20 protein-coding genes and 2 pseudogenes are annotated in these 25,907 nt (G+C 41.7%); 11 read left to right on the top strand and 11 right to left on the bottom strand.

Annotated features, from left to right (window positions below):
• Window positions 1-16 precede the first annotated feature (16 nt).
• Together cas1 and cas9 are read right to left on the bottom strand one after the other, a co-directional pair.
• Entirely contained in the window at window positions 17-919 is a 903-nt protein-coding gene (cas1, locus tag LFYK43_RS03655) for a type II CRISPR-associated endonuclease Cas1 (protein ID WP_124975535.1), read from the bottom strand.
• A 267-nt stretch (window positions 920-1,186) separates the two neighbouring features.
• Window positions 1,187-4,630 (bottom strand): type II CRISPR RNA-guided endonuclease Cas9, encoded by a 3,444-nt coding sequence (gene cas9 / locus LFYK43_RS03650; protein WP_124975533.1) that lies wholly within the window; start codon window positions 4,628-4,630, stop codon window positions 1,187-1,189.
• A 243-nt stretch (window positions 4,631-4,873) separates the two neighbouring features.
• Here cas9 and LFYK43_RS03645 point away from each other — a divergent pair, with 243 nt between their 5' ends.
• Entirely contained in the window at window positions 4,874-6,724 is a 1,851-nt protein-coding gene (locus LFYK43_RS03645; protein ID WP_124975531.1) for an FAD-binding protein, read from the top strand.
• Between the two features lie 86 nt (window positions 6,725-6,810).
• Here LFYK43_RS03645 and LFYK43_RS03640 read toward each other — a convergent pair whose 3' ends face one another.
• Complete coding sequence (locus LFYK43_RS03640; protein ID WP_124975529.1) at window positions 6,811-8,166, bottom strand: threonine/serine exporter family protein; 1,356 nt, start codon at window positions 8,164-8,166, stop codon at window positions 6,811-6,813.
• A 267-nt stretch (window positions 8,167-8,433) separates the two neighbouring features.
• Between LFYK43_RS03640 and LFYK43_RS03635 the strand changes: the two genes are divergently transcribed.
• The 6 genes from LFYK43_RS03635 to LFYK43_RS03610 all read left to right on the top strand — a co-directional run bounded on the left by LFYK43_RS03635 (window position 8,434) and on the right by LFYK43_RS03610 (window position 15,393).
• Complete coding sequence (locus LFYK43_RS03635) at window positions 8,434-10,002, top strand: ClC family H(+)/Cl(-) exchange transporter (protein ID WP_124975527.1); 1,569 nt, start codon at window positions 8,434-8,436, stop codon at window positions 10,000-10,002.
• 80 nt (window positions 10,003-10,082) lie between these two features.
• Window positions 10,083-11,267 (top strand): P-loop NTPase family protein, encoded by a 1,185-nt coding sequence (locus LFYK43_RS03630; RefSeq protein ID WP_124975525.1) that lies wholly within the window; start codon window positions 10,083-10,085, stop codon window positions 11,265-11,267.
• A 14-nt stretch (window positions 11,268-11,281) separates the two neighbouring features.
• Window positions 11,282-13,468 carry a hypothetical protein gene (locus LFYK43_RS03625; RefSeq protein WP_124975523.1) on the top strand — a complete coding sequence of 729 codons (2,187 nt, stop codon included), beginning with the start codon at window positions 11,282-11,284 and terminating at the stop codon, window positions 13,466-13,468.
• A 12-nt stretch (window positions 13,469-13,480) separates the two neighbouring features.
• Entirely contained in the window at window positions 13,481-14,203 is a 723-nt protein-coding gene (locus tag LFYK43_RS03620; RefSeq protein WP_124975521.1) for a hypothetical protein, read from the top strand.
• 127 nt (window positions 14,204-14,330) lie between these two features.
• The gene (locus tag LFYK43_RS03615; protein WP_124975519.1) at window positions 14,331-14,609 is read left to right on the top strand and encodes a hypothetical protein; all 279 of its coding nucleotides are present in this window, start codon (window positions 14,331-14,333) and stop codon (window positions 14,607-14,609) included.
• Between the two features lie 235 nt (window positions 14,610-14,844).
• Entirely contained in the window at window positions 14,845-15,393 is a 549-nt protein-coding gene (locus LFYK43_RS03610; RefSeq protein ID WP_124975517.1) for an NADPH-dependent FMN reductase, read from the top strand.
• A gap of 403 nt (window positions 15,394-15,796) precedes the next feature.
• Here LFYK43_RS03610 and LFYK43_RS03605 read toward each other — a convergent pair.
• Window positions 15,797-17,101 (bottom strand): annotated as a pseudogene (locus tag LFYK43_RS03605) (IS1380 family transposase).
• A 170-nt stretch (window positions 17,102-17,271) separates the two neighbouring features.
• On the opposite strand from LFYK43_RS03605, the gene LFYK43_RS13075 reads away from it, so the two are divergent.
• Window positions 17,272-17,400 (top strand): garvicin Q family class II bacteriocin, encoded by a 129-nt coding sequence (locus LFYK43_RS13075; RefSeq protein WP_148095603.1) that lies wholly within the window; start codon window positions 17,272-17,274, stop codon window positions 17,398-17,400.
• An 18-nt stretch (window positions 17,401-17,418) separates the two neighbouring features.
• Window positions 17,419-17,736, top strand: coding sequence for a bacteriocin immunity family protein (locus LFYK43_RS03600; protein WP_124975515.1), 318 nt, complete (start codon window positions 17,419-17,421; stop codon window positions 17,734-17,736).
• 182 nt (window positions 17,737-17,918) lie between these two features.
• Here LFYK43_RS03600 and LFYK43_RS03595 read toward each other — a convergent pair whose 3' ends face one another.
• The 4 genes and pseudogenes from LFYK43_RS03595 to LFYK43_RS03580 form a co-directional block, all read right to left on the bottom strand.
• Entirely contained in the window at window positions 17,919-18,668 is a 750-nt protein-coding gene (locus LFYK43_RS03595; RefSeq protein WP_124975513.1) for an SDR family oxidoreductase, read from the bottom strand.
• Window positions 18,669-18,758: 90 nt separating this feature from the next.
• Window positions 18,759-19,820 (bottom strand): alkene reductase, encoded by a 1,062-nt coding sequence (locus LFYK43_RS03590; protein WP_124975511.1) that lies wholly within the window; start codon window positions 19,818-19,820, stop codon window positions 18,759-18,761.
• A 22-nt stretch (window positions 19,821-19,842) separates the two neighbouring features.
• Window positions 19,843-20,865: an alpha/beta hydrolase fold domain-containing protein gene (locus LFYK43_RS03585; protein ID WP_158609179.1), complete on the bottom strand. Its 1,023-nt coding sequence runs from the start codon at window positions 20,863-20,865 to the stop codon at window positions 19,843-19,845.
• A 22-nt stretch (window positions 20,866-20,887) separates the two neighbouring features.
• Window positions 20,888-21,888, bottom strand: a pseudogene (locus LFYK43_RS03580) (NADP-dependent oxidoreductase).
• Between the two features lie 175 nt (window positions 21,889-22,063).
• Here LFYK43_RS03580 and LFYK43_RS03575 point away from each other — a divergent pair.
• Together LFYK43_RS03575 and LFYK43_RS03570 are read left to right on the top strand one after the other, a co-directional pair.
• Entirely contained in the window at window positions 22,064-22,621 is a 558-nt protein-coding gene (locus LFYK43_RS03575) for a TetR/AcrR family transcriptional regulator (protein WP_124975507.1), read from the top strand.
• A gap of 214 nt (window positions 22,622-22,835) precedes the next feature.
• Window positions 22,836-23,426, top strand: a complete 591-nt coding sequence (locus LFYK43_RS03570) for a pentapeptide repeat-containing protein (protein WP_124975505.1) — start codon at window positions 22,836-22,838, stop codon at window positions 23,424-23,426.
• Here LFYK43_RS03570 and LFYK43_RS03565 read toward each other — a convergent pair whose 3' ends face one another.
• The 3 genes from LFYK43_RS03565 to LFYK43_RS03555 form a co-directional block, all read right to left on the bottom strand.
• Window positions 23,427-23,561: a 50S ribosomal protein L4 gene (locus tag LFYK43_RS03565; RefSeq protein WP_124975503.1), complete on the bottom strand. Its 135-nt coding sequence runs from the start codon at window positions 23,559-23,561 to the stop codon at window positions 23,427-23,429.
• Between the two features lie 292 nt (window positions 23,562-23,853).
• Entirely contained in the window at window positions 23,854-24,000 is a 147-nt protein-coding gene (locus LFYK43_RS13070; RefSeq protein ID WP_124975587.1) for a hypothetical protein, read from the bottom strand.
• On the bottom strand, window positions 23,997-25,355 hold the full coding sequence (locus tag LFYK43_RS03555; RefSeq protein ID WP_124975585.1) for a DHA2 family efflux MFS transporter permease subunit: 1,359 nt from the start codon (window positions 25,353-25,355) through the stop codon (window positions 23,997-23,999). Before LFYK43_RS03555 ends, LFYK43_RS13070 begins: the two co-directional genes overlap by 4 nt.
• Between the last annotated feature and the right edge of the window lie 552 nt (window positions 25,356-25,907).

The raw sequence follows: 25,907 nt of genomic DNA, 5'->3' as shown, positions 1-25,907 counted from the left end.
ATTTTGATATTTCACCCTAATCTCCTATAAAATTATTTAGTTCAATTTTAACTAATAAGTCTGGGTCTTCACTATCTATTGCAACGATAAATGATTGTACAAATTTTTGCATTGCGTCATCCATAGTTACTGTCTTGCCATTTAAGATAATTGTTTGATCTATGAAATCAATGATTTTTAAACGGATTTTATAAGAGAGGTACGTATCTTTTTCATCCAGAAGTGTATTTATCCAGTAATCCATTAATGGCCGAAATGGTTCCATGAGGTCATCTGCCAGATTAAAGCTGTTAAATTCGTTACGATGAAATACTCCTAACATAGTAACTAATCCATTACCAACGATAATTCTTGCGATTTCTGATCGAATGATCGAATAACCAAAGTTCATCGCGTAATTAATCAGTATATCGTCGTCTCTCGTAAATGAATTGCCAAAAAGTGAGTCGAAGTAAACTTTAGCAACATGTCCTTCACGATTAGTCTTATCACCAATCGTGAGTTTTGAAATTAAATGATCCATCATATCGATTCTATCTTGGTCAACTCCAAGGTAACGAGCGAAAGATAATTGATTGACCATTTTTTGTTTGATAATAGCTTGCCAAAGTAAATCTTTTTGTGACTTGCTCCATTCAGATTGAGCAATTACACGTTTGCTGACATGATGATACTGTCCGTATGGCAAAAATAGGCCACTTGGCAAAAACTTGTCGTCACAAATGACCAAACCAATATTATTTTTGCTAAGTGCACTAAGAAGTTTAGTTGAAATTGATGTTTTATTACCTTCCATTACGATCATAATAATATCAGACAAGGGAATAAAGACTTTCTGAGACAATTTAGTGATCTCAATGTTGTCAAGTCTAAGTCTCAGATAATCCCCATTTTTAATATGTACAATTCGCCACCCCATAACATCGCCCCTTTATATTCAAAAAATGTAATTGGGATATATAGATATAGTATAGCTTATTTATAAAAGGCTTTCATTTATTTTTTAGAAATTCCCGGTTTATTTGTAGACAAAAAGAACCCGCCTATCAAAGATAGGCGGGAAATTCGGGATAAACCCTTATTTCTGTAGATCCTTAAAGATTTAACAATGGTAAAACTGTAGCGAATGAATATTCAAACATATAAGGCGTCCCTTACGAACTCTATTGTATCAAAAAGATGATATCTAGACAAGAATATTTTTTGGAATATCTCCTTCTTTTTCTATATAAAATGTATTTCCAACTATATCAGTATTAACTTTCCAAAGCCTACAGACATTGTTATATTTTTTAGGTATCAATCTTTTTTGAATACGACCTCCTTCTTTAACTTTCCCATAAATGGGGAGTGTTGTATCGTGCGGTTTATCTGAATCGATCATTTTTAATTCAACATATAAAGTTTGATTTTCTTTTATTCTGGATAAGAAAAGCATTTCAACAGATTCGTTTGTTTCTGTATTTAAAACTTTAATTCTATTGTTTTCGTATAAAGAAAATTTAAATTCAGAATTGTTGGATATGTTTTCTTTATTTTTGATAGCTTGGTACCGTTGTTTCTTAATACCTAGTGTGCCTTTGACGTTTGATAAATCAGAGTATTTTATTCCCATAATTTCGTACTCATGTGTATCGTTATTGAAAAACACGTCCGTTCTCCAAGGCTTTAGTGAAATTAAAATTGCTTTTTTATTTTTTGCGGATGATGGTGTGATATCGATCTTTGTTCCAACTTTTTTATCATAGTATTTTAAACGACGAATCACTGGGCCTTTATTTTTCTTAGAATCTTTTTTGATATCACCATGTTCTCTTCGATATAATTCGAATGGACTGACATCAACACGCTTAACTTTACTTGACTGGTCCAATAGTTCTTCAAAAGCAGGGTAATTGGACATAATTTTTTCTAATTTTGAAAAGCTGGAAGGATCAATCTGCTTCATCAAAAATTTGTTTGGATTTTTATCATATATTTCCTTGAAGTTTTTGAAACCTTCAGTTGTATATATGTCTTTGGTTTTCCAAGTCATATAGTCAAACGACTTTGTTTCACCATCTATTTGCGTAGTTCGAACAGAACGTATTGTGTCATCGCTTAGTCTACGATTCATTTTCTTATCAACCTGGTGGGAAAACTTGATTTTGCTTTCTATATTCTCAAATTGATCGGTAAAATTTTTGAAAGGTAAACTTAAAGCTAATTCATTAAACTTTGTATTATTCAGTATTTCACCAGTCTGAATGTCAATTGTATTTTCTGCAATTTTTTTTGCAAATATTGAACCGCCTCTATTCCAAATTTTTAAAAATGGTGTTGTGGCAATAATGGATGCATCAACAGCATGGTGATGGAAAGTTTCGCGTGTTTTATTTAAATGCCATTTTTTTCTAAGAGTTGATGTGAACTTTCCACGAACAACTGAGACTTTGGTGCCAGTTTCTTTTTCACTGAAAAACTCTTGAAGGTTGTTTAAAACTACTCTCGAAGCATAACGGGTATCAACTAGATTTCTCGCAATGAACCGTTTGCGGGTTTCAATTGAGTTTAAGCTGTCTTTAAATAGCAGATTGGCTTTTTTTGCTTTATTGCTTTTATTTGAGAAAGTACGGTTAGCTTTGACCATTGCTTTGTATTGTTCCCAAGTCTGTGCACCTTTTGTGTCTTTTGTAATCAAAAACTCATAGGGGGTTCTTTGGCTCTTTGCTTGGTTCATACCTGCATAACAAAGCGTTTTATTAGCCAAACTATCATCGTAGGAAACAGATTGTGGGATAATATGATCTATTTCGAACATGTTAGGGTTTTGCAGTAAGTCATTGGCTGTAATGGTTTTGCCGCTATATAGGCATTTCCCATCTTGCTCATACCATAATCGGATTTTTGTCAGCAATTTTCCACTGCCTGATTTGGCTAATGTACTTTCAAGGTCAAGGGGATTGCTAAGGGATTGGCTAAATGTGGTTATAGCCATATCTTTAACTTTCGCGTTTTCTTTTTGCAAGTTTTGAATAAACTTTTTTTGCTCTTCTTCATTTTTATCCCGTGGCATTTCGACCACAATGTAATCAAGAGTTCCGTATTTCTTTATAAAATAATTTACGATTTTCAATGATTCACGAACAGATTTTGCTACAACCGGATTGAAAATGCCTTCAGCTATTTCTTTATAAGGAAGATACGAATTGTCCTTAAATTTTTTGTGATCATTTTTTATTAAACCAAGTTCTGATAGTAAAGTCATTTGTTCGACAGGTCTTTGCAGCATGTCAGGAATTAACTGATTCATTGTTTTAAGAGAAAATCTATGCCATTTATTTTTGCTTGAAGTTTTAAAGCTATCCTTTAAATCGATTATTGTTTGCACGATTCTTTTGTTTAAAAACTTGTATTTTGGTGCCAAGCCCGTTTCTATACGCTTGCGAATCTCGCCATCTTCGGTATTTAAAGTCAAAATAAAACATAATTGGTCAAAGAACTCTGTTGGCCATTGATCGACATCTATTCCTTCTTTAGCAAATTCTTTTTTTACTTTTCGATATGATGCCAAAGAGCTAATATCCGGTTTGTCGTTCAATGGATCAGTTCTATAGCCTCTTATATCTGAATCGGTGCAATGAGCTACCTTTTTTATTGTAGCAAGCATCTGTACATTTCCAGTTGCATTTTTCAAGGTCGTAATTATTTCTTGCTTATCTGCTGAAGATATCTTGCCATCCTCATAAGTTGTGATTGTGAGATTGTTTAAGTCATTTAAAAGATTAAATAACTGGGCAGTGTATGAATTATTTGGTGCTCGTAATTCTTTTGGGTTAATTTGATCATGACCGATTAATTCTTCAAACAAATTGTTTAAAGTTCTGCCATCAGTTTTGTAAATACCATAATCTGTTCTAGATTTATCACTCCCTGGTCCTTCAAAATATTCTCTTTTACGGGTCAAAATGTTACAATATTTTTCCTCGAAATCAGCGGTGAGAATATTGGGATAGAATTGTCGTTGTGTTTGAATAATCGACTTTGCTTCTTGAAGAAAAGCTGAATTTGGGAACACATTTAACAAAGTGTCATCATTACTATTAACTTGTCCTCGAACTTTGTGATTTTCATTCAGACGCGCCAATTGGATTTCCGCTACCGATTTTTTTTCAAGGGAATTTTTGTTGATTTCTAAGCTTTTTGAATAACTGGAATCCTGCTCTTGTTCAGCTTCATCATCTAATGTGTAACTAATGCCTCTGCGTTTTACTAAATTATAGAGGGCAAAAGACAGTTCTTCCTTTGTCAATTTTGACTTTTGACCCTTAACACGTAATTCATAAGGGTTTTGGTTGTGATTAAATGGAAGATAATAGTTCTCTTTAGTGATTTCAAATCCGCCAAATATACTATCATTGATTAGCCCGTAATCTTTAAATAATTTTACAGCATCGATACGCCGATTTTGTTTTCTACGACCTAGTCTGCGACCGCCTCTTTGTACTCTTCTTGTTTGGTTTTTTTCTGCATCACTAGCTTTGAAAAGATCTGCCCCAAGTTCTATAATTTCGCCAGCTTTATAGTCTAATATACTGAAACCGACAGAAGAAACACCAATATCCAAGCCTAAGCTAATATTTTGTGTCATCTTATTCATCCCCTTAATTAATTTGCTCCTATTATTAATATTATACGCGTGATGATAACGGTTGAAAACGTTTTTTAATCTTAACGTAGATATGAAATAAAGTTTAATAAGCTTTTAGTACAGTTGTGAAAACATAGGTAATGAAAAGACAGAAAAGCGTTGCTAAATCTTAAAAGTTAAGCTGTCAAAAGCCGCTCCTTTTGTGATAAAATAAACAAAGTTAAATATAAGGAGGGCTTTGACGTGCAGGCAAATACGGGAATCGAATGGGATACAACTTATGATGTAGTAGTAGTTGGTTTTGGGGGTGCTGGTGCTACGGCTGCTCGTTTTGCGGCAGACAATGGGGCGAAAGTTCTGTTAGTGGATTCTGCACCTGAAGGACAAGAAGGCGGCAATACGCGCTATTGTGCTCAGCTGATTGGGTCAGGGAATGATTATGATCAACTCTACAGCTATTACAGCAAGCTAACGGCACCAATGGATCTGGACGAAGAAATGAAAGAGACTTTTGTTTCCGGAATGTTCCACATGAAAGAGTACATCAAAGATTATTTGGAGGTTGAACCGTACAGCTTCGACCAAAGCCCGAAGTACAACGAAATCTTGAAAGATGCGATTCATGAATATCCTGAATTTCCAGGGGTAGAGACTTATGATTTCTTAACTGTTCATGATGGAATGTTTGATGCTGCTTTGTGGAAATTACTCAAAGAAAAAGTCACTGACCGCAGTGACAAGATCGATGTTTGGTATGAATCACCAGCATTACACTTAATTCAAGATGAACAACATAAAACAGTCCTTGGGGTCCAAATCAAGCGCAAGGGTGTCGAATTGAATGTTCAAGCCGCAAATGGTGTTATCTTGACGCTGGGCGGCTTTGAAAATGACCAACAGAAGATCCAAGATTACTTGGGTGCTTCAAGCTTGGCTCCACTAGGTTCCTTATATAACCAAGGCGCGGGGATCGATATGGCGATCGAAGCTGGGGCTCAGCTCTGGCATATGAGAAACTATGAATCTCTGGGGATGATGCATGGTTTGGCAGTTCGGGTCGAACCAGGATCCAGGGCAGCCATGGATATGGGAACCGATGAATTTCACATTGGATCAATTTTTGTTGCTGGGGATGATGGCTCGCGTTACTTTAATGAAAGTGAAGGGAATCGCCACGGACATATTTATAATCATGGAACTTGGGCTGTTCCGCAGAATCAAGATCACCCGCATTTGATCTTTGATCAGCAACAATACGATAAGATTGTCAGCGGACCGGCAGCTAAATTCTTAAAACCGCTCTTAGAAAAAGCTGTATCTGCAGATACAATCGCTGATCTCGCTGAAAAAATCGGTGCTGTTCCTGAGATTTTGGCAAATGAAGTGGCAGACTTTGCCCTCTTTGCGGAGCAAGGCAGAGACTATCGCTATAATAGGGATCCACAAACAATGAAAGCCTTAGGTGCTGGCCCATACTACGCTCTAGCATTGGAACAGACAGTCTTGAATACCCAAGGTGGCCCGCTTAGAAACAGCAAGGCTGAAGTCTTGGATATCAACAACGAACCGATTCCACACCTCTATAGTGCGGGCGAACTTGGCGGGATCTGCGCCAACCAATATCAAGGCGGCGGTAACATCGCAGAGTGCTTGATTTTCGGGAAGATTGCCGGTGAAAATGCGGCTAGGGGAGACGTTGATACAATGACCAGTGCAAGTATTACTGAAGAACACAAGTCTCCAGCCAGCAGCGCTAAGTCGGCTGCACTCCAGAGTGATGTGCATCAAGAAGCAGCTGCTGCCTATTCGACTGAGTCTAACCAGTTCATCGGTCAAAGTGCTGGTGGAATTGGGGACGAGATGGTCGTTAGGATCACCGTTGATAGCGAACTTGCACTAGAAAAAATCGAAGTACTTCAGCAATCCGAATCTGAACATGGTTTTTCTGCCATTGAACAGCTGCCAGAAAAGATGGTAGCCGCAAATTCCTATGATGTTGATGTTGTTTCTGGTGCATCGTCAACCAGTCGCGCGCTTAAAGCAGCGGTCAAAGATGCTTTGGAAAAAGCCCAGACTCAAGAGGCAGCAAAATAAAATTGACTGATCCGTCAAACATTTGACAGGTCACCAAAAAGACGTTGAATTTTCACTTACTAAATGAAAATTCAACGTCTTTATTTTTAGCCTGAGTATCTCCAGTCCGGGTCCATCAAAATCCTGGCCACGATTAGTCCAAGCGGCAAGAATAAGACTATCATGACGGCGTTAACAAGCCACTGAGCACCACTGCCGATCGTACCCACCCCGATGTAATACATCGCCCGGTACATGTAAAGCCCCGGGACCATGATCACAATGGAAGGAACTGTCAAAGTGATCCGCGGATAGCCCATTCTTTTATGAATGAATGAAGCCATTAAACCGGCTGCTAGTGCACCGAAGAAAGCAGCGGCTGCTGGCGGGATCGGTGAGAGATCGACTAGTTCTAGGCGCAAAGTATTAGCAATCGCGCCGATGAGTCCTGCTGTGGCTGCCATCTTCTTCGGGCTGTTGAACATGATCGAGAAACCAAAGACTCCGACAAAGCTCGCTGGTAGTCGCAGCAGCATCACGGCTAGTGGACTCAAACCAAGCGGAATAAATTGGTCGGGTTTAAGGTCACTGGCTAAAGCCACGATCCAGCCGACTAGGGTGGCAACGAGGATGATCGTCACCGCATGGACCAGGCGCTCGATTCCAGAGCGCATATCAGATTTAGCGATATCCAAGCCGCTGGTAATGAATGGAAAGCCCGGGATCGCAAAGAGCATTGCACCGATGTAGCCGGCTTCGTGTCCGACATTGATCGCAAAGGCAAGCTCTAAACCACGCGAGATCACTAAATAGACGAAACAAGCGACGGCAACGCCAGCAGCTAAGCCGGCAAAGAGGGTCATATGCTTGCTGTTTAGTGTGGCACGCGTCCAGTTTCCTAAGCCGGCCCCACAGAAGCTGCAGAGCATTTCGATCGGACCGCCACCTAGTAAAAAGACAAAGGCGCTGCACGCCATCGCTGCTGCCAATCCGAGAAACCACGGTCGGTAATTGGTGGGTTTCTTCGTGATCTTATTGAGCATGTGATGGACTTCTTTGATGCTTAAAAAAGCACCTTCTTGTTCAAAGGCCTGGACGAAGTATTCCATCTCCGCCAACTTGTCGGTGTTGACCCCGCTGCTGGCAAGGGAGAGGGAATTGGTCACACTGTGATGCTCATCGAAACAAGTATATTCGATCGTCACCAAGCCGATGTCAGTCGAACAGGTCACGCCTAAAATGCGTGCGATGGTGTTCATGGAATCGCGGACGCGCCAAGCACCGGTCCCGCAAGACAACATAATGATCCCGACCCGGCCGATGATCGCAGCCTTTTCGCTTAAAGATGAATTGATCGCAGGCGTGGTGTTCTGGTCGCCGATGACCTTGGCCCAAGGGATCTCCATATGGTTTTTATTTGAGAGATGAAGTGTTTTTTTCGTTAAATCACTCTGCTCAGTCATTATTCATTAACCTCCACTGAGTTTGCATTGTTTGCTTTCAAAAAGTTTCATGCAAATTTAAAGTGCTTAAGAGCCGATCTACAAGTGATCAGCCCTGTCAATTTGCTAGTTTTAACTTTGCTTTTTCAACGTTTTTCATTATAGCACAAGCCAGGCCGACTCACATGCCCCCAAGGCACGCTGATCTACTTGCATTTTGCCTTTCATAATTCCGGGCATATAATGGTTAGGAAGTATTAATTTCAGAAAATGATCGAGGGAAAATAGATGGACAAGACCAAGCGCAAAGTTAACGTGAATTCGGCACATTTAACCTATATTTTAAAAGGAGTTTTGATCGGCATACTGACTGGGGCAGTCGTAGGAGCTTTTCGCTGGCTGATCGAAAAGTCTCTGTTAGTCTGGCAGCATGCCTATCACCTGGCGCACACACAGCCGCTGTACTTGGCCTTGATCTTTGTGATCTTAATGCTGTTAGGTCTGCTGGTGGGCAAATTAGTGACGCAACAGCCCCACATTGCCGGCTCTGGTATTCCAGAGATCGAAGGACAGCTGGCCGGTAAATTTACCTTCCAGTGGTGGGCGATCTTATGGCGCAAATTTGTCGCCGGTGTTTTGATGATCGGGTCAGGTCTTTTCTTAGGGCGCGAAGGGCCGTCGATCCAACTGGGCGGTGCCATCGGTCAGGGAGTTGCCGGGTTAACGGAAGATTCTCGCCGCGGACAGCGGGTCTTAATTGCCAGCGGGGCAGCAGCCGGACTTTCCGCCGCATTTAACGCCCCGATCGCGGGGACCTTGTTTATCTTAGAAGAAGTCTACCATAACTTTTCACCACTCGTCTGGATGGGGGCTCTTTCAGCCTCGATCACCGCTGATGTGGTCTCCATGAAAGTTTTTGGTCTGATCACGGTCCTGCATGTTGGTTCTGTGCCTGGTTTGCCGCTCAAATATTACTGGCACTTGCTTGTCTTGGGTGCGCTTTTAGGCTTGCTGGGCTATTGTTACCAGTGGGTCTTGTTACACAGCTCGGTTTGGTACCAGCGCTTTTTTGACCGGATCCCCCGTGCTTTCCACGGCTTGATCCCATTGGCCTTGCTGCTGCCGGTCGGTTATTTTTTCAGTGATTTTCTTGGCGGCGGTAACGGGATCATTATCCGCATGCCGCAACTATTGCCGTCCGTTGGGATGCTGGTTTTGCTTTTTATTTTACGCTTCGTCTTTTCGATGGTCTCTTATGGGTCGGGACTGCCTGGGGGGATCTTCTTGCCGATTCTGACCCTTGGGGCTGTGATCGGCATGATTTATGGGACTATAGCCAGCAAATTAGGGGTGCTGCCCAGTCAATACTTAGTCGATTTTTTGGTCTTTGCCATGGCGGGCTATTTTGCCGGGATCGGGAAAGCACCTTTTACCGCGATCTTGCTGGTGACCGAGATGGTCGGTTCGCTCCAGCATTTAGTTCCCTTAGCGCTGACTTCCTTGGTCGCCTACATCGTCGTTGATCTCCTTGGCGGAGCACCGATCTATGAATCTCTTTTAGACCGGATGACTGTTAACAAAAAGCTCAAGGTCATCAGCGGCAAGAATGAGCAGCTGGAATTTCCGGTCTTTGACGACAGCCGCTATGTTGGTCAGCAAGTCAGAGATATTCATTGGCCCAAGCATACCTTGTTAGTGGGCATCAGGCGCGGCGAAAAAACGGCGATCCCAAGCGGCGACACGTTGGTTCGTGCCGGCGATACGTTGCTGATCTTGACCGACCGTAATCTCAGCTTAAGTGTGCGCGAACAGTTGCGGGAACTAAATGAACCTTTGGAAAATGAAAACGACAACTGAGTTTAGTTGTTTGAACTTGAGCCGCACAGCGCTTAAGATAGCCGATAAATGAAAGAAAGCAAATAGGAGTGGGCAGCAGAATGTTTGAAGAAAACACACAGCAGAATTTTATTTCACTGAATACGGCTTTGCGTTTGGTTAAAGCAGATACAGACTTTCAAATGCAGCAGCTCCTGACTGGTCGTCAGGTCGATAAGCACACTTTTGTGCTCTATTCACTGCCTGGGATCGGCAAAACGCAGGGCATCCGCGAGCTGGTTCAAGATCAACAAGAGTTATGTATCATTGATATTAACGCTGAATTTGGCGGTTCCTTAGCGATGCCAATTTCGCATGTCAATGAACAAGAACAGACCGCCCAGGTTTTGCATGCTTTGAACGCTAGCATCGCCCGGTTGAGACGTCATGCTTTGTCAGCACCGCAGACCGCGCACTTTTTGTTTTTAGACGAGTTCAACCGCGGCGATGAGTTTATGAAGCAGACGATCATGCAGCTCTTGTTAGAAAATCGGCTGCCGGGCAATCCCTTGCCAGCAAATATCTTTGTGGTTGGTGCCGGTAATACTGCCGAAAATATCTTTTCTGATGAACAAACAGTGGAAAATGACGTCAATGAGCTGGATACAGCAACTCGTGATCGGATCAATCCGCTTTTTATCCAGCTTGAACCTAAGGAATGGCTGGATTGGGCCTATCAAAATGAGGTCGCACCGGAGGTTGTCGATTTTATTGGCAGCAAATCCTACAATGAGCAAAGAGACCTTTTGTACCAGCCGTCCAAAAGTGCGGATGGAACTGGCGCCACACCGCGTTCCTGGACTCGTTTGTCGAGTTTTTTAGCCGATCCAGTTATCAAAAACGACCCAGTCTTGCTGAAAGCCGCGATTTTTTCCATGATCGGCAATGACTGCGGCAACCGTTTTTTGACCTATCTCACGACTGGGGATCCGCTGGATATTTTCGCTTTGTTGCGGGAGCCGGATCAGGCTAAATTTGCTGCATTAGCGACCGGCAGCAAGATGGCGTTTTTCAGTTCAGCGTTACGGCCGGTCGAACAGGACCTGACCAGCACGCGTCCGCGCGGCTACGCTGAAATTTTTACCAAGTATCTGCAAACGGATGATCAGACTGCGGTTGCACGCTTCATGCACACGCAAGTGGAAACTGGGGTCTTGCAAGAGAGGTACCCATTAACGAACGAATACTTGCGTCAACAACCGGTTTTCATGCAGTTAGTGATGGAAATGTCAGTCAATAACATTTAAGTAAGGTGAGCTAAATGCAGCTGCGCTCAAAAGAAGAAGCGATCCTCTATTTTGGCGGGATCTTTCCGGAATACGTTCGAAACGCGACCTACCAGCAGGCAGCTGTTCCGGCCGCCCAGGGGATCTTTACCCGCCAAGAACGACAGCATTTAAAAAATGAATATGCGCTCAACTTGCTGGATCCACGGGTCTTACAGATCGATGGCAGCCACTACCTGGCAGAGCCTCAGCTGCAAAAAAAGTATCTTGATTTTTGTCAGCGGACCAAGCAGCAGTGGCTGGCTACCCAGGCCGAGTCGGGAAGCGACGAATATGTGAAAAAGATCAATGCTTCTTTGAATGGGGTGTTAGGAACTGAACAAATCAAACGCGGGGCGCTTGCAACTTTCGCCGACGTCTTAGCTGATCCGTTTGAACCGCGAGTCTGGCAGTCTTACCTCAGTGCATTGCCTTTGCTGGTCAAAAACGACCCCAAGCTTGATGTCGGCAAAATCGCACCCGAGTTGAATCTCTTGGCTGCCCTTAAACCGGTTTATGCCGAGACCCCGCAGCTTTTAGCCCCGGTCGTCGTCTCACTTTTAGGACCAGACGAGTTATTTGACCAGGCTATCGGCAGCCGACCTGAACTAAAAGCCAGCGATAATTATCTTTTCTATCAGCCGAGTCGTCTCTTGGCTTTAGTCTTAGCTTACTTTGCGCCAAAGGACACGCAGGCGGCCGAACATGCGCTCCTGACGCTGCTTTTAAACCAAGCCCGCCATGTCTTACGCGGAGACTTGCTGAGTCAGCCTGGCTATTTTCCGGGTTCACCTAATAAAAATCAGGCTGCAGCCGCATTCTTCGCTGATCACCCAGAGTTGACGGTCTTGGGCTTTCCTGTCAACAGCAGCGGCGAGCTGGACCGGATCTTGACTGATTTTGCGATCAATTCTTCCCTGGTACAAGATCTCGGGCAACAAACAGCCTTTGGCAGTTCAGCTGCATTCTGTTCAACTCAGGTCTGCCCGACAAATTTGTTGACCCAAGCCGACCTGGATACCTTGGATCAAGCGGTGAAAACCTCCGAGCTAACAGAAGTTCAGGCACGTTTGAATGCGGCTGGTTATCAGCGGCTGACGACTTATCTCAGCACGGGGACCAACTTATTAGCTGAGCAAAAATCGTTGCTGCTGACCACCTTGCAGAAGATGGCGAGTTCCAGTTACCAACCGCATTTGTCGCCGCGCAGTCACAAGGATCCTGGCAAGAAAGAGGCTTGGCAGCAGGCTGTCAATGAAAAGGGCAGCCAGGAATCGCAGCAGACTGCTTCTAGCTCTCAGCCTGCCAGTCCTGGCGGCGGCGGTAAGATCGGTCTGAGCGGCGGGGACGTTTTCGAGCTCAACCAGCGTTACTTTGACCAGTTGAGCAAGTCTGGTCAGAGTCAGCAGAAAAATCGGGCGGAACAGATGGCCCGTCAATTGCTGGCCTTGACCAGTGACGCCGTGCGGGAAGCGCAGGTCGAGTTTCCAGGGATCGATTATTCCAAATACGGCGGAAGGCTCCAGCAGCTTAAATACCAGTTGAGACCGGCACGACCGCTGCCTCCCTTGCGCTTGGAGCTTAGCAAATTACAAAGGGACCTGGCTAAAAATAGCAAGATCGAGTGGTATCGGCGCCACTATGCGTTTCCAGAACGCTTAGATATGGCTCACATCAGTCAAAAAAAGCAGCCCAGCTCAGAATTAGACGTTTACGTTGATGTTTCAGGTTCGATCTCTAGTAGGCAACTGTCTAAGATCTTATCTGTCCTCAGGCAAACGGCACTGGAAGGCCAGTCTTTTTCAGTTCGTTTATTCGCTAATACATTGGCGGATCCCGTTTTCTTTCGGGCGAGACGTTCTGCTTTTGCAGGAGATTTTGCCCGCCTTCAAGAGCAATTAGCTCATTTTTCCAGCAGCGGCACGGACCTGCGTCCCGTTTTTGAGGCGATCGTTTCTCAGCCGCAAGCTACTCACGTGATCATCAGTGATTTTTGTTTTGAACTGGCTGATTTGACGGAATATCAACGGCGCTTACGCACCAGCAAGGTCATTTTTATGAACCTTTACCGTTCAAATGAAGAAAGAATGTATCAAAATCAAATGCCGGCAATTCAACAACTTGTCAGGCAGCAACCGCGTAATTTAAAGCTTTTGTCCTTAGCTAACTATACTTTGAACTAAGGGGGTGAGTTAATGCCAGTTGATTTATTTAAGCACCAAGATCTGTCTTGGCTGAATCAGATAGAAGAGTTGGAGTTCGTGGGACCGCTTCTGGCAGCCCAAGAACGACTGTTGCAGTTTGATGATGCTGCGATCTTCAATTTTTTGCGTACGCATGGTTTAACCTATTCCAGCCAGTTTATCTTAAGTTTATCAGAGTCTAATGAACTGACTTTGAAAACTGGATTGGAGCCTCAATTTGCCAAAGGCGAGCTGCTGATCCAGTTGAATCGTCCCAATCAAGACAACCTGCAAAATAATGGGACCGTGAAACAGCCGCTGACTAAACGACAACTGCGCGCTCTCAGCCAGCTAAATCAGGAACAGCAACGACTCTTTAACTTAGAATTAAACGGGATCTACCAGCAGTTACTGCATCTCGATGATTTATTGTTGGACCATGACGGAACGGCCGGACCGCTGCAGTTCAATTATCGCGTCTATCCGACCGTTTATCGGTATGTCTTAAAAGAATATCATTTGCCGGAAAACAGCAGCTCAGCAGAAAAATCAAACCAGGTGACAGAAGCGGTCAACGATTTCTTGTGGGCAGCACTTTGGCTGCGGATCAAAGGCCTGCAGGTCAATGAAAAAAAACAGCCGACTCAAGTGATCGACTCCCAACACATCAGGCAGCCGTTGCCTGAAATTAAACAGTTACAGTTAACAGAACAATATGTTGCTGATTTATGGTGAAGATCTTGCTGCTTGGCTGAGAAAATCTTGCGAATTAGTAGGCAAAAATCTCTAGAATCTGTTAGACTTATGGTTGTGAAGAATTTTTGCGCTGAATATCGTTTAGTGCAGGAAGGAATTGAAGTTTATGGATCCTAATTACGATGATGGCTTGAATGGATATCGCTTGCTGGCAGAATTCCCAGATTATGATCTGTACGTCAATGATGATAATGCTGTGATCCAGCGGTTTAACGAGGGGATCGCCAATAGCTGGCAGGAGTTTGACCTGGATTTTGCCTTTGATCAAGAAGACATGGAGACCTTAAAGAAGGCTATTAAACTCTATCAGAGCAGCGATCCGATCCAAGCAGAAAAAATAAAAAAAGAAATTGAAGTTGAAATTTTGGGTGAAGTTGATGAGTGAAACTGTATTCGGCAACCCTAATTTTTTCTCCCAGGCTGCCTCAAAGTAGGCGGTCTTTTTCTTTGCCGAAATGCGAAATAAACTGTAAAATAAGTGTGATTAGAGTTGTTGTGACGGCACTTAGGCGGAGTTTTAGAATTTTTTTGAAAAAAACACTTGCTTTTTGTAAGTAAAATGGTAGAATAAATTTATCGACAATTTAGTTACTTTTAGTAAGAAAAGGAGAAATAATAACATGACAAAATATGGTGTAGTTGTAGGTTCTACTCGTAAAAATTCATACTCAGAAGGCGTTGCTAAGGCAATCGTTGCAGGTTTACCAGAAGGTTCAGAAGTTAACTACTTAAACATTGCTGATCTTCCTTTGTACAATCAAGATCTTGATGCTAATTCTCCTGCAGTTTATGATGAATTCCGTGCAGCTGTTCAAGCACAGGATGCATTCATCTTCGTTACTCCAGAACATAACCGTAACATCCCAGCTGCTTTAAAGAATGCTTTGGACGTTGCTTCACGTCCTTGGGGCCAGAACTCATGGGCCGGCAAGCCTGCTTTGGTTGCTTCCCAGTCTATCTCTGGTATCTCAGGCGTTTTGGCACATCATTCATTGCGTCAAACATTGGTCTTCTTGGACATGCCAACAATGCAGCAACCAGAACTTTACATCGGCAACACAATGCAATTAGCTGATGAAGAAGGTAACATTACTAACGAAGGCACCAAAGAATTCTTGGCTGGTGCTGGCAAGTCATTTAGCGAATTTGCTGCTAAGTTCGTTGACTAATTAAATTAGAATTCAGAGGCTCTTTCTCCATTGCAGGGAGAGGGCTTTTTTTGTTGTTTAACTTGGTTGTACTTCTTTTATCTAATAATTTAGGGGTTAGTTTGCTCGAGTAACCGTCTTTGATCGATACTTGCTTTTAATGCTGCTCCATACAGTAGATCAACAACGGCATTTATCAGATCAGAAACGAGCGAGAAATTGTAAACCTGAATAATTCATACTTTGGCTCATGCACTAGATTTTAATCCTAACAACCTTAAATGCGCCAAGATTGCCATGAAAGGATCGCTCAATCTTACAGAATTATCTTTGAAATGTCGCATCCATTGAAATGGCCAGAAATGTTCCTAAAAAAGTGCAAACTACACCCTTGACCTTACCAAGTTCTTTTTTCGTTTTGTAGTTAAGCTGGTATCAAATTCAAATGCTGTATTCTAAACAGGCACTGCCAGTACAGATCATCAAAAACATTTGCGCTTGATAATTGCACCCAAACTTTATGGGCATGACGAGTTACTTTCGCCGCTAAATGCATGAGCTTAAAGCGCAAACCAGAAATAGTCGTTTTTCTCGAGCTTAGCTGGTAAAATAAGCATTTTCATTGCCTGGATCAAATTATAGGCGACGCCGCTGAGCAACATCCGAAAATGGTTGGCTACAAAAGTCGAGCTATCAGTTTTATTGAAGAAAAAACCTGCTTTTACTTCTTTGATCAGATCCTCCATTGTGCCACATTGCTGGTAAAGTTGATATACATCTTGCGGAAATGTTTTTTCAAGATTAGATACAATGAATTCATGTCGAAAGAGAAACTCACTTTCTTGCCGAGTTGATTTCACGATCACCGTGTAAGCTTTATCCCAACTATCGACTCGATAATTTCTCAGGGTATGGTACTGGATTTCAGTTTCAGCACAATCCTGATTGCCAACCGTGATCAAGTGCTCGGCAATCTTTCGTAGCCTTTGGTTCGCTTTGAGACGAATCACGAATTTGGCACCAACAGCTTCACAAGCCGCATAAATTGCAGGTTTTGCGAAACCGGAATCAGCCCGTACTAAAACATCTTGGCTTGCATAATTCTGCAAAATTGGCCGTAAAAAATCTTCAGCTCCATTAGAGGTGTAAAGATTTCCAGGACGCAATTTAGCCCCCAAGAGGCAGCCGGAAATTTGGTCAAAGGCCAATAAAGGATGGTAGCCATTGCTGTTATAGTGCGCATTAAAAGAACTGCTTTTTGCTTGCCATAGGTATCTGAATGAGTTGAATCCAAGTCCAAAATTAACTGTGCTTGTTGTCTTTGCTTGATGACTAGCTGAGCTAGCTTTTGACTTAGTCTTGCGACTCCGTCTAACTCGTTTTCACTAATTCGATTGATATATCTGGATAGTGTCGGTTGTGAGGAGACCAACTGATCCAAAGCTAACTTAAAAGATACATCTTTGGCTAAGGTATTGGCAGCGGTATCATTGGAATAACCGGCAAGCAGCTGCATCAATAACTGTTGAAAAAGGTGATTTTTAGAGTGTTTAAAGTATTTGCGTTCCTCTTGAAAATGCAAGTTATCTTTTACCAGCTGCGAAAAATTAATCTGGTGCATAAATTCGGATACTAGTAATAAGCCACCATCATTGGTTAAGGTGCCCCCAGTATTAGAAATAACCAGATTTTTATTGAAGTTAAGCGGTACTTGTTGTAAAGTCGACATATGGAGCACTCCTATTCTAGGTTGGTTTTGGTCGACTTAACCATAGCACAGGATGTGCTCTTTTTGTACACCCAGAAGGTGAAATTTGAATGTTAGAAAATCATTGATGTAATAATAAAACGACTGTTACAAGCGAGAACTATGAATTATTCAGGGTTATTACTGTGCTAATGGTTATGAATACCGTGACAAAAAAAGGAAAATGGCATTACGTAGTTACTAAGTCTCCTTTTGAAGCTGCTTTTGGTGTATCTGTACATGGATGGGAAGGCGCACTAGGTGGAAGCTGGAAGGAATAATAAGGTGGTGCTAAATAAATGAGCATTTTTTCAAAAAAGAACAAAGCAAAAAAAATTTCTCCAGAAGACGAACTATTTGTTGATATTAGAGAAGCTTTAGCAGAGTCAGTGACTAGTGAGGAAACCCCAATCTTACAGAAAGCTGCGCATGCACTGAAAAATAAAGAATATTTACCAAAAATAACGAGCGATTTGCGGACAGATTTAACTCCTCTAGCAGTGAAATCAGCTTTGTCCCCGAAGGTTAAAGAAATATACCTAAAAATTACTGGCGAAAAATATCGAACTAGTTCTACTGGTGCAGGTTTTGGAATGATATTCGGTGGAATGCATTAAATATACTAAAATGGCTAGATTGTTTTGATAAAAGTACCTGATTGTTTTCCTTCTTCAAGAAAGAATCAACTCCAGGGTCCATTTGTTATAAATGGACCCTTAATCAAAAAACTACTAACATCAAAAAGAGCAAACCAACGTTCCTAATAACCCTGGTTTGCTCTTTTTGATGTAAAACTATTCTAGTGCCTTCCAGCCAGTGATCCCCCATCTACTACTAATTCTGTTCCTGTCGTGTAAGCTGCCTCATCTGATGCCAGATAAGTTACTGCCTTAGCAACATCAATCGGATTCCCAATTAATGGGATAGGATCTTTAGACTCACTAAGAGCCTTTTTTATATCATCAGAAACGATATCCGTCTTAACTAACCCTGGATGAACTGAGTTAACCCGAATTTTTTTATCCATTTTAATTGCTTCAACAGCGGCAGCTTTTGTTAAAGCACATGTACCTCCCTTAGCTGCTGCATAACTTCCTATCCCTGGCATTGGAGCAAAAATGCCAAGTACCGAAGAAACATTCACAATCGCGCCACTATCCATCCGATTCAAAGCTACTCGAACACCCAAGAAGTTTCCTGTTAAATTGGTATTAACAACGTCTTGCCATTCTTTCAAACTTGTTTGTACAATCAGATGGCCTGAACCTCCAATTCCGGCATTATTAACTAAAATATCCCAACGACCAAATTTAGCAAACGTCGTTGTTACAACATTATCCCAGTCTGACTCGCTAGTAACATCTTGCTTAACATATTGGACTTGTTCTTGATTGCCCAACTCTTTAGCCACTTTGGCACCCAATGCTTCACGGCGACCAGTAATGATTACTTTGGCACCCTCAGTCAAGAAATCCTGGGCAATCGCTTTTCCAATCCCGGAAATACCACCTGTTATAATAGCAACTTTGTCTTTTAAACGTTTAACCATATTTTCCTCCTCTTATTCTTCAGTACTTAAAATGAACAATTGAAAGACTAATTATTCAAAAACACAACGATACAACACCGATAATATTGGTTAGTTCAAAGTTGGATAGTCTGTGTAACCAACTGCACCATTATTAACGTACACCGTAGCTTTATCCACTTCATTAAGTGGTGCATGTATCTTTAATCGCTCTACCAAATCTGGATTAGCTAGGGCCCACGTTCCAACTGAAACTAAATCTGCATTCTCATTATCTAGATCTAGACTAACATCAGTCATTTTTCGTCCAGCACGATTTACAATCAATGAATTTTTCCATGTTTTTCTAATATCTGCTAGAACTTCTTCATGGCCAACATGCATCATATGGAGATAGACCAGATTCAACTTGTTTAATTCTGATACCAAGTAATGATATAAGGCTGCTCCATTTTCGCCTTCATTTACACCACCAAGCATATTCATAGGTGAAATCCGAAACCCAACTCTTTGTGGCCCTATTTCCTCAACCACTGCTTTGGCAACCTTTAGCGCAAAAAGTGCCCGGTTTTGAATACTTCCACCATATTCATCATGACGCTTATTAGAATTTTCACCCAAAAACTGGTGAATTAAATAACCATTAGCCCCATGGATTTCAACACCATCCGCTCCTGCCTCAATGGCTGCTCTGGCACTCTTGCGATAAGCATTAATAGTGTCTTCAATTTGGTCAACTGTTAACGCACGAGGTACTGGGATATCTTTCATTCCCTTTTTCGTAAAAATTTTTTCTTCAGGTGCAATTGCTGATGGTGCCACTGCTTTCTGATGAGTAGGGATATTATCAGGGTGTCCCATCCGACCAACATGCATCAACTGAATAAATAATTTCCCATTTGCATCATGAACCGCTTGAGTAACCTGTTTCCAACTAGAAATTTGTGCATTAGTATAAATCCCCGGTGTACTAGGATACCCTTGCCCTTCAGGTGACGGCTGGGTACCTTCGCTAATAAGCAATCCCATTGAGGCACGTTGGGCATAATATTCAGGTGCTAACTCATTAACCGTACCGTTCTCTTTAGCACGACTGCGAGTCATTGGTGCCATAACAAGCCTATTTTTTAGTTGAAGTTTACCTAGCTCAAATGGCTCCCATAATTTTTCCATAAATAAAAGGCCTCCATTATTTTTAATTACTTGTTTGAATGATCCGTACTATTCGCTTCAGTGAATCAAGCCCTTCAGGGGTAGGAAAAAGCGAAAAAACATGACTCATAGCATGATAATAAAATGTCGTCACGTTCCAACCTTTTTTATTAGCCATCTGCTGGAATTTCACAGCATCAGCATTCAAAATATCATGATCCCCAGTAAAGACATATATTGGCGGTAATGCAGCTGAATCTCCATATAGCGGACTGACAAGGGGATCTCTAGGCTCAAGGTCACCAGCATAATATTTTCCTAATAGCTTTAAATTTGACAAGTCAAGCATCGGGTCAACCGGCTGAATTTTGGCCATTTGACCGTTACTATTAGTAATATCCAACCAAGGAGAAAGTAAGAATGCCTGCTGGGGCAACGGTAAATGCTTATCACGTAACCGTTGAAGAAGCGCCAAAATTAACCCCGCTCCGGCCGAATCTCCTATGAATATTATCTTTGCAGAATCAACCTGCTGCTCATTAAGCAAACTCAAATAACTTTTCAAAACCATATCGTAAGCATCATAGGCGTTATACGCTGGTGCCTTAGGATAAATCGGCATAATTACTCTTAAACCTAATTCTGTAGATAGTCGATGGATTGTAGCAAAATGAGCTATTGTAGGTTGTTCCCAGTAACCACCACCATGCACATAGAAAATCACTTGATTTTTGCTGTTTACAATCGGGGGATTCATTTCTAAAACTCCTTTTTGCCCTTGGATATAATGAACATGATAGAGGGCAGCGACTGCTTTAGGTAATTGGTATCTTCTTTTACTTTTTTCTAAAGCCTCCTGAAAATCTTGCTCTGTTTTGATTTCCGGCAGTGCTGGAATGTGAGGGAGTAATCTCTCCAACACTAAACTTCTAAAACTTCGTTGTTCTTTAATTGCCCGATATTTCCCGAATACAAGGCCAGCAGACAAACCAACTAAGCCGATTTTTGTTGTCTCCTTAATTTTAATTCTCCTCCTTGTATAACTTGTATGCTTTGTATCGTCCACCATAATTACCCATTAACACGATTCAAAATTTAATCACAACTTTCCCTTTAGCTTTTCCACTAGCGATCAAATTAAAAGCGTCATTAATATCTTCAATATGAAACTCTGTCGGATCAATTGTTGGAATGAGGTTATTTTCTTCAACAATTTGCGTAATTTTCTTTAGCTGACTACCATTGCTACGAACAAAAATAAAATGATATTCAACATTCTTCTCGGCCGCTTTTTTATCAAATTTTGCACCTGCCAAACTAAACAACTTTTGTTTCGCCCAAGAAAAATGATGAGCAACTGCAAAGCGTTTATTAGGTCCCGTTCTTAAAGAAAGTAGCCGACCACCCTGCTTGATAATTGACAGTTCATGATCAAATTCATTTGGCCCTAAAGCATCAATCACATAGTCAACATCTGCCAATTTCTCCCAATAGTTTTCATTATGATAGTCAAGGTATTGATCTGCACCAAGTGCTAAAGTTCTTTCTTTAGCACTGGTATTACCACTAACAATTACTTTTAAACCAAGATGCTTAGCAAGTGGTACCGCCATTTGTCCAAACGACCCAGAACCACCAGCAATAAAAACTGTCTCCCCTGGTTTTACCTCCAGCTCTTCATATAGGCCTTGATAAGCAGTTAAACCTGTAAGCGGTACTCCCGCTCCAGTAACAAAATTTAAATTAGCTGGTAAAGGTGCAACAGCACCACTATCTATTACTACATATTCTGCAAACGCTCCAATTTCTGTACCGGTAGACGTGTGTAAACTGCTTCGCCTAGCTGTATATCTGTAACTTTACTACCTCGCTTTTCAATAATTCCCGTTAACTCATTACCCATAGTTAAGGGAAATTTATAATTCTGGATCAATTTGAGACTGCCAGTCCCAATTAAACTGTCTACTGGGTTAACAGCTGCCGTTTTTACCTTAACTAACACATCATTTGCGCCAATTTCTGGTACTGGTATCTCATTAACCTGTAAAGTGAAATCTTTTGCGTATTTTTCTAGCTGTGCTGCTTTCATAACTTACCTCCAATTAACATGTCTTTTTCAGCTACTTTTTTGGAAAGTCTAATTTAGCTCGAATTATAATTATTTTAGTTACAAAAGTCAAAGATTGTTACCTGTGGTTTCCTATGCTATTATAGATCCTAACATCAACTAAATTAATTAGGCCCGTATTTACTGAGGTAATGCTATGGAAAAAATCACACAAGAACGTATTATTGCTACTGCTAGTCAATTAATCGAAGAAACCGGGTCTGCCAAGATTTCCTTGACTCAAATTGCAACTAAACTTGGAGTAACTCACGCGGCAATTTATAAACATTTTAGAAATAAACAAGCTCTGTGGGTAGCTGTTACTTCTGCTTGGTTTAAAAAAAATATCATTGAACAAGTACAGCTCAATGAAGATACAACGGTTAATAAAGAGGAACAACTACACGACTGGCTTTGGGATTTTGTCAATGCAAAAAAAGGAGCCTTTAACAAGGACCCTAAAATGTTTTTATTAAACACACAGTACGTTGAAAATAACTCTCAAGCACTCCATTCAGTTTTAATTCCTGCTTATCAGATTATTAATCAAATCATGCAGTATAATGACCCTAACTTTGAACGTGCAGAAGCTATTCTTGCAGCTTTTTCAATTTTTACATTAGCTAACTTTAAAGACAGTTGGAATTTACCCGACTATCAAAGAAGATTTGAGTTCTTGTGGAAATTAGTAAAAAACGGAATTGAAGAGCTATAATATACTCACTGCTACGGATAAGTCTAGTTATGTAAACCAAAATTGTTTAGTGGGTCAGAAATGGTCGTTCTGAGAGATCCCACAATTTTTCAGTAACAGCATTATTCTTTCCCAATTCAGCAAGTTTAGTCAGTTATTATGTTTCAACCGATGAATGTTTTATGTTAGTGTTGAACATAAAGTGTTAATGCTCATGCATAGGGAGGGTCAATCAATGATCAGCGCACAACAATTAAGCTTGGATCAGCTCGAGGCCGGCGAGAGCTATGAAAAATGTCATTTCACATACTCAGACGAAAAATTGAGTTTTGCAGAGGTGAGCTTGAAAAACTGTACCTTTGACCAAAGTGATTTTTCACACAGTGAATGGGATAATTGTGTTTTTGAAGGTTGTGAGTTCTTAAATAATACCTTTACGGAAAGCTTCTTTTACCAGACTGAGTTCAGGAAGTGCCGCTTGATGGGGGCTGATCTTTCCGGCAGTACTCTGTTGAAAAGTACGATCGTGGACTCTAAGGCTGATTATCTGAATTTATCTGCCACTAAGCTCGAAGAATGCAGTTTTTTGGACAGTAGTTTGCAAGAAGCATACTTTCAAGAAGTCAAGATCAAGAAGGGGCTGACCTTTCAGCGCTGTGATTTGAATGGAACCGATTTTTTGGGGACCCCGCTCAAAGGAGTCGATTTGTCCAACAGCTTTTTTGATAGTCTAAACGTTGATCCAAGACTTTTGAAAGGCTGTCAGATCTCGATCCCGCAAGCTGCAGTTTTTGTTGGTTTATTAGGGATCAAATTCAAGGAATAGTCATTTGAAGTTAGACTGAAAAATCATGTGGCAGTGGGGACAAGAATTCCAGCCATGGTTGATCCTCATTGGCTGGCCGCAACGAGGACAGTAGCCGCGGATCGGCTGCGGGATCTTTTTAATTTCATCGCTCATATCTATTCACTTCTTTCCCCCCTAAATTAAGCCTGATTTGGATAAATGTAAATGAAAAAAGGTCAGTAACCGCCAATTTTTTGGAAGTTGCTGACCTTTTATTTATTTGTCTAGGGGTTGAAAGCTAAATTGGAAGATTCAAACCTTTTATTGTCGACGGAAGTAACTTTGAACTCATTAAAAAATTCAAAGAGGTAGCCTTTAGTTCGCTTTCCAGCTAGATTTCTTATGATCAGTTTCAAAAAAACACCAGCAAATTTTCAAAGCATGAAATTTGCTGGTGTTTTGGTAGTTAGTTTGAAAAAATATACAGACAATTGGCTCTCACTTTGCTCAACTTGGAACCAGACTGAATCTGTTTGGAGCCATCTCCGAGCGACTTGGAACCAGACTGAATCTGTTTGGAGCCATCTTCTAGTGACTTGGAACCGTTAGTTATTTGTTTGGAGTCTTTTTAAAAGTTAAGGCGATCAACATGCCGACAACTGTTAAAGCTAAGGTAAAGTATAAGCCGTAGTGCACACCGTTGGTGAAAGCTGCAGCTTGATTTGCCCCTTGATAAGCATGTTCGCCCATTGCTAGGAAACTCGTTGCCAAGGCTGTTGCGATGGCGCCTACGACCTGCTGGAGAGTATTTAAGATCGTACTGCCATCAGCTGATTCGATTCCTGCCAGAGAATTTAAGGCATGGGTCTGGGAGGGCGACATCGCCAGTGGACAGCCGATCATCAAGATCACGTGAGCGGTGATTACGTAGGCGATCGAAGAGCCTTTGTCAGCAAAAAGCAACAACAAAGTACCAATTGCGGCGATAACAAAGCCAAGGACCGCTGGAACCTTGGCACCGACTGAGTCATACAGACGCCCAGCGAGCGCAGAGACCAGCGCGTTCATTGCTCCGCCAGGCAGCATGATGATTCCTGTCAATGCTACTGCGACCAGCATTCCACGTTGAATATATTGGGGCAAGAGGTACATCGCAGACAAGATGATCGCAAAATCGATCATCACACAGAGAGTCCCTTTTACGAAGGCTGGTTTAGCAAAAACACGGAGGTTTAAAATCGGCTGTTCAAGCGTCAATTGACGATGAACGTAGAGAGCTAAGATCATAAGACCAACGATCAGTAAACCTAAGACTGCTGGTGAAAGCCAGCCTAAGGTCGAAGCAAAGCTGGCACCCATGACTAAGCAAGAAAAGCCGGCGATCGATTCGACCAAGGATAAGAAATCAACGTGGGGCTTGGTGATGTGTCCCACATTCTTTAAGCCAAAAATACCAAAAAGCAAAGCAATTGCTAAAAAGGGAATAAAGATCCAAAAGATCCAGTTCCAAGATAATTTGCCTAAGACCAGACCGGTAATAGTCGGGCCAACTGCAGGTGCAAACATAATTACTAATGAACACATGCCCATAGCTGTCCCAAGTTTATAGGGCGGGAAGACTGTCATGGCGACAGTAAACATCAAAGGTAAAATTAAGCCAGTAGCGATCCCTTGAATCAAGCGGCCGACCAATAAAATTGCAAAATTAGGTGCCAGAGCTGAAATAGCTGCGCCGACAATGAAATCACCCAAGGCGAAGAGAATGATCTGGCGGGTCGTAAACCATTTGGTAATTAGACTAGAGAACGGTAAGATGATCCCGATCACAAGCATATAACCCGTGATCAGCCACTGAACTGTACCGGCTTCTAAGCCAAAGATCTTCATTAATTGCGGCAAAGCGATATTTAAAGATGTTTCTGACAACATGCCGACAAAGGCGCCAATCATAATGCCGGCCATGGCCATCCACGGGTGCTTGACTTCGACCCGGGCTTTTTGTTCTGCTAAAGATGGTGATGCTGATAATTCCACTGAAAATTCCTCACTTTTCAAAAAAATATTTATTGCGGCAAGTTTTGATTTGCTGCCCAATGACTAAAAAGCGCGTGGTTATGCGTTTTTTTAGCGCAATGTGATTATCATAGCAGAAAAAAATGTTGCGTGTAAGTTTTTTTTTATTTTTTTGGAAAAGTACTTATTAAAATGGCTCTGTTGACAACAGTTTCTTAGAATAATGCCACTATTGCGAACCTGCTTTTGCCTGTAAACAAGCGGTATCCAGCAGACTATTTACGAAATCGGCGATGCTAGGTTAAAAAATAGGGTTGACATTTCATTTATCAAGCGTTAAATTAGCATATAATTAGATTAAGATGAAAATGTGTTGAAGGGATTAGCCTGCGTCGCATCGTCACAGAGAGGTTTCGTTCGCTGAAAGAAATCAATTGACCAACTGGCATCTCACCCCTGAGCAGTAAGAGTGAACATAAAATTGTAGCTTTTAATGGTCCTCCACCA

Source organism: Ligilactobacillus salitolerans (assembly GCF_003864415.1).
GTDB lineage: Bacteria > Bacillota > Bacilli > Lactobacillales > Lactobacillaceae > Ligilactobacillus > Ligilactobacillus salitolerans.
Note: the sequence above shows the minus strand (reverse complement) of the source record. Positions and strands in the feature narration are given on the sequence as shown.

What these genes read in the sequence shown, in the direction of transcription:
- cas1 (WP_124975535.1), bottom strand. Translation starts at nt 919, where the DNA reads ATGGGGTGGCGAATTGTACATATTAAAAATGGGGATTATCTGAGACTT.
- cas9 (WP_124975533.1), bottom strand. Translation starts at nt 4,630, where the DNA reads ATGACACAAAATATTAGCTTAGGCTTGGATATTGGTGTTTCTTCTGTC.
- LFYK43_RS03640 (WP_124975529.1), bottom strand. Translation starts at nt 8,166, where the DNA reads ATGACTGAGCAGAGTGATTTAACGAAAAAAACACTTCATCTCTCAAAT.
- LFYK43_RS03635 (WP_124975527.1), top strand. Translation starts at nt 8,434, where the DNA reads ATGGACAAGACCAAGCGCAAAGTTAACGTGAATTCGGCACATTTAACC.
- LFYK43_RS03630 (WP_124975525.1), top strand. Translation starts at nt 10,083, where the DNA reads ATGTTTGAAGAAAACACACAGCAGAATTTTATTTCACTGAATACGGCT.
- LFYK43_RS03625 (WP_124975523.1), top strand. Translation starts at nt 11,282, where the DNA reads ATGCAGCTGCGCTCAAAAGAAGAAGCGATCCTCTATTTTGGCGGGATC.
- LFYK43_RS03620 (WP_124975521.1), top strand. Translation starts at nt 13,481, where the DNA reads ATGCCAGTTGATTTATTTAAGCACCAAGATCTGTCTTGGCTGAATCAG.
- LFYK43_RS03615 (WP_124975519.1), top strand. Translation starts at nt 14,331, where the DNA reads ATGGATCCTAATTACGATGATGGCTTGAATGGATATCGCTTGCTGGCA.
- LFYK43_RS03610 (WP_124975517.1), top strand. Translation starts at nt 14,845, where the DNA reads ATGACAAAATATGGTGTAGTTGTAGGTTCTACTCGTAAAAATTCATAC.
- LFYK43_RS13075 (WP_148095603.1), top strand. Translation starts at nt 17,272, where the DNA reads ATGGTTATGAATACCGTGACAAAAAAAGGAAAATGGCATTACGTAGTT.
- LFYK43_RS03600 (WP_124975515.1), top strand. Translation starts at nt 17,419, where the DNA reads ATGAGCATTTTTTCAAAAAAGAACAAAGCAAAAAAAATTTCTCCAGAA.
- LFYK43_RS03595 (WP_124975513.1), bottom strand. Translation starts at nt 18,668, where the DNA reads ATGGTTAAACGTTTAAAAGACAAAGTTGCTATTATAACAGGTGGTATT.
- LFYK43_RS03590 (WP_124975511.1), bottom strand. Translation starts at nt 19,820, where the DNA reads ATGGAAAAATTATGGGAGCCATTTGAGCTAGGTAAACTTCAACTAAAA.
- LFYK43_RS03575 (WP_124975507.1), top strand. Translation starts at nt 22,064, where the DNA reads ATGGAAAAAATCACACAAGAACGTATTATTGCTACTGCTAGTCAATTA.
- LFYK43_RS03570 (WP_124975505.1), top strand. Translation starts at nt 22,836, where the DNA reads ATGATCAGCGCACAACAATTAAGCTTGGATCAGCTCGAGGCCGGCGAG.
- LFYK43_RS03565 (WP_124975503.1), bottom strand. Translation starts at nt 23,561, where the DNA reads ATGAGCGATGAAATTAAAAAGATCCCGCAGCCGATCCGCGGCTACTGT.
- LFYK43_RS03555 (WP_124975585.1), bottom strand. Translation starts at nt 25,355, where the DNA reads ATGGCCATGGCCGGCATTATGATTGGCGCCTTTGTCGGCATGTTGTCA.